This is a genomic window from Sphingomonas bacterium, from assembly GCF_903643035.1.
Classification (GTDB): Bacteria; Pseudomonadota; Alphaproteobacteria; order Sphingomonadales; family Sphingomonadaceae; genus Sphingomonas.
This window is the reverse complement of sequence record NZ_CAHJWW010000317.1, coordinates 1-2,941: the sequence shown is the minus strand read 5'-3', so window position 1 is coordinate 2,941 and position 2,941 is coordinate 1. Positions and strand designations below refer to the sequence as shown.

The window sequence follows — 2,941 nt, the reverse complement described above, 5'->3', positions numbered from 1 at the left end:
GACATCATCGGCATCATCGGCATCGTGCTGCTGATCGGCATCGTGAAGAAGAACGCGATCATGATGATCGACTTCGCGATCGCTGCGGAGCGGGACGAGGGACTGGCGCCGGCCGCGGCGATCCGCCAGGCGGCGGTGCTGCGCTTCCGCCCGATCCTGATGACGACGCTGGCGGCGCTGTTCGCGGCGGTGCCGCTGATGCTGGGCGCGGGCGAGGGCGCGGAGTTGCGCCGGCCGCTGGGCATCGCGATCTTCGGCGGTCTGCTGGTCAGCCAGCTGCTGACGATCTTCACGACGCCGGTCGTCTACCTGTATTTCGACCGCGCGCAGCAGCGGCTGGCGCGCGCCGGCTGGGGCGTGAAGGCGAGCCCCGACATCGGCCCCGAAGCGGGCGCCCCCGGATCGCCCGCTCCCGGATCGTCCGACGCGCTCCCCGTCGAGGGCGCGCACGCGTGAACCTGTCCGCGCCCTTCATCCGGCGGCCGATCGCCACGCTGCTGCTGACGGCCGGGCTGGCGCTGGCCGGGATCGCCGGTTTCTTCAGCCTGCCGGTCGCGCCGCTGCCGCAGGTCGACTTCCCGACGATCAGCGTGTCGGCCAACCTGTCGGGCGCGAGCCCCGACGTGATGGCCCAGAGCATCGCGACCCCGCTGGAACGCCGCCTGTCGACGATCGCGGGCGTGACGGAGATGACGTCGTCGAGCTCGCTCGGCTCCACGCGGATCACGCTCCAGTTCGACATAGCCAAGAACATCGACGGCGCCGCGCGCGAGGTGCAGGCCGCGATCAGCGCCGCCCGCGTCGACCTGCCCGCGACGCTGAAGCAGAACCCGACCTATCGCAAGGTGAACCCCGCCAACCAGCCGGTCGTGACGCTGGCGCTCACGTCCGACACCCGGACGGCGGGGCAGATATACGACGCGGTGTCGAACATCGTGTCGCAGCGGATGCTCCAGATACCCGGCGTCGGCGACGTGGAGGTGGGCGGCGGCTCGTTGCCGGCGGTACGGGTGGACGTGAACCCCTATCGCCTGTCGAGCTATGGCATCGCGATGGAGGACGTGCGCGCCGCGATCGAGGCCGCCAACGCCAACCGGCCCAAGGGCATCCTGCAGGGGACGGGCGGGCGCGCGTGGCAGATCTACACCAACGCCGCCGGCCGCAAGGCGCAGGACTATCGCCCGCTGGTGGTCGCGTGGCGGAACGGCGCGGCGGTGCGGCTGGGCGACATCGCGGCCGTGGGCGACAGCGTCGCCGACCTCCACACGCTCGGGCTGTTCAACGGCCGGCGCGCGGTGGTCGTCAACATCACGCAGCAGCCGGGCGCGAACCTCATCAGGATGGTCGACGCGATCCGCGCGGAGCTGCCCGGCATCCAGGCGGCGATTCCCGCCGACGTGACGCTGGACGTCGCGATGGACCGGACGAGCTCGATCCGCGCATCGATTCGCGAGATCGAGCTGACGGTGCTGATCTCGCTGGTGCTGGTCGTGCTGGTGGTGCTCGCCTTCCTGCGCGACCTGCGCGCGACCATGATCCCGGCGATCGCCACGATCGTGTCGCTGCTCGGCACGTTCGGGGTGATGTACCTCGCCGGCTACAGCCTCAACAACCTGTCGCTGATGGCGATCACGGTCGCGACCGGCTTCGTGGTCGACGACGCGATCGTGGTGCTGGAGAACACGACCCGCCACCTAGAGGCCGGCATGGACCGGTTCGGGGCCGCGCTGCTGGGCGCGAAGGAAGTCGGGTTCACCGTCCTGTCGATCTCGCTGAGCCTGGTCGCGGTGTTCATCCCGCTGTTGTTCCTGGGCGGCATCGTCGGGCGGCTGTTCCGCGAGTTCTCGGTCACGCTGTGCGTGTCGGTGATGATCTCGCTCGTCCTGTCGCTCACCACCACGCCGATGCTGTGCGCCTGGTTCCTGCGGCCGGGCGACGCGCGGCAGGAGCGCGCGCCGGAGGGCCGGGTCGGCCAGGCGTTCGAGCGCGGATATCGGCGGATCGAGCGGATGTACGCCCGCTCGCTCGACTGGGCGCTGTCGATGAAGCGGCTGGTGCTGCTGCTGCTCGCGGCGGTCGTCGTGCTGACCGTGTACCTCTATGCCGCCGCGCCCAAGGGGTTCTTCCCGACGCAGGAGAGCCCGCTGATCTTCGCGGGCGTGCGCGCGGACGAAAGCGTGTCGTTCCAGTCGATGCAGCGCAAGCTCGCGCAGGTCGTCGGCGTCATCCACCATGATCGCGCGGTGCAGGACGTCGTCGGCTTCACGGGCGGCAGCCGCGCGGGCGGCGCGTTCATCCTCGTCGCGCTGAAGCCGGTGGCGCAGCGGCCGCGCCAGCCGAGCACCGTCGTCATCGAACGGCTGCAGAGATCGCTCCAGCCGGTCGCGGGCATCCGCCTGTTCCTGTCGCCGCTCCAGGACCTGCGCGCCGGCGGGCGGCAGGGCAACGCGACCTATCAATACACGCTGATGGCCGACAGCACCGCCAACCTGAAGACGTGGGCGCAGAAGCTGAACCAGGCGATGGCGGCGGACAGGACGTTCACCAACGTCGACAGCGACCTGGCCGAGAACGGCGTCGAGAGCTTCGTGACAATCGACCGCGACGCCGCGAGCCGGGTCGGCATCTCCCCGCGCGACATCGACAACACGATGTACGACGCCTTCGGCCAGCGAAACGTCGCCACCATCTACGAGGACATCAACCAGTATAGCGTGATCCTGGGCTGGAACCCCGACCAGACGCGGGGGCCACAGGACCTTTCCGCCATCCGCATCCCCGTCGGGGCCACCGCCGCCGCCGTGACCGGCGTGAACGCCACGTCGGGCAGCGCGGGTGGCGACGGGGGCGGCGGGGCGAGCGGCCTGTCGTCCGGCTTGTCGGGCGGCTTGTCGGGCGGCCTGTCGGGCACCGGCGCCGCGACCGGCGCGAGCGCGACCGG

Annotated in this window: 2 protein-coding genes; both read left to right on the top strand. The window is 70.6% G+C overall.

Features of this window, described 5'->3' with window-relative positions; genetic code table 11:
* On the top strand, positions 1–456 hold a 456-nt coding region (locus HUV01_RS14495; protein ID WP_174298910.1), incomplete at its 5' end, for an efflux RND transporter permease subunit.
* A partial coding sequence (locus tag HUV01_RS14490; protein ID WP_174298909.1) for an efflux RND transporter permease subunit occupies positions 453–2,941 on the top strand: 2,489 nt, incomplete at its 3' end. The genes HUV01_RS14495 and HUV01_RS14490, both read left to right, overlap by 4 nt.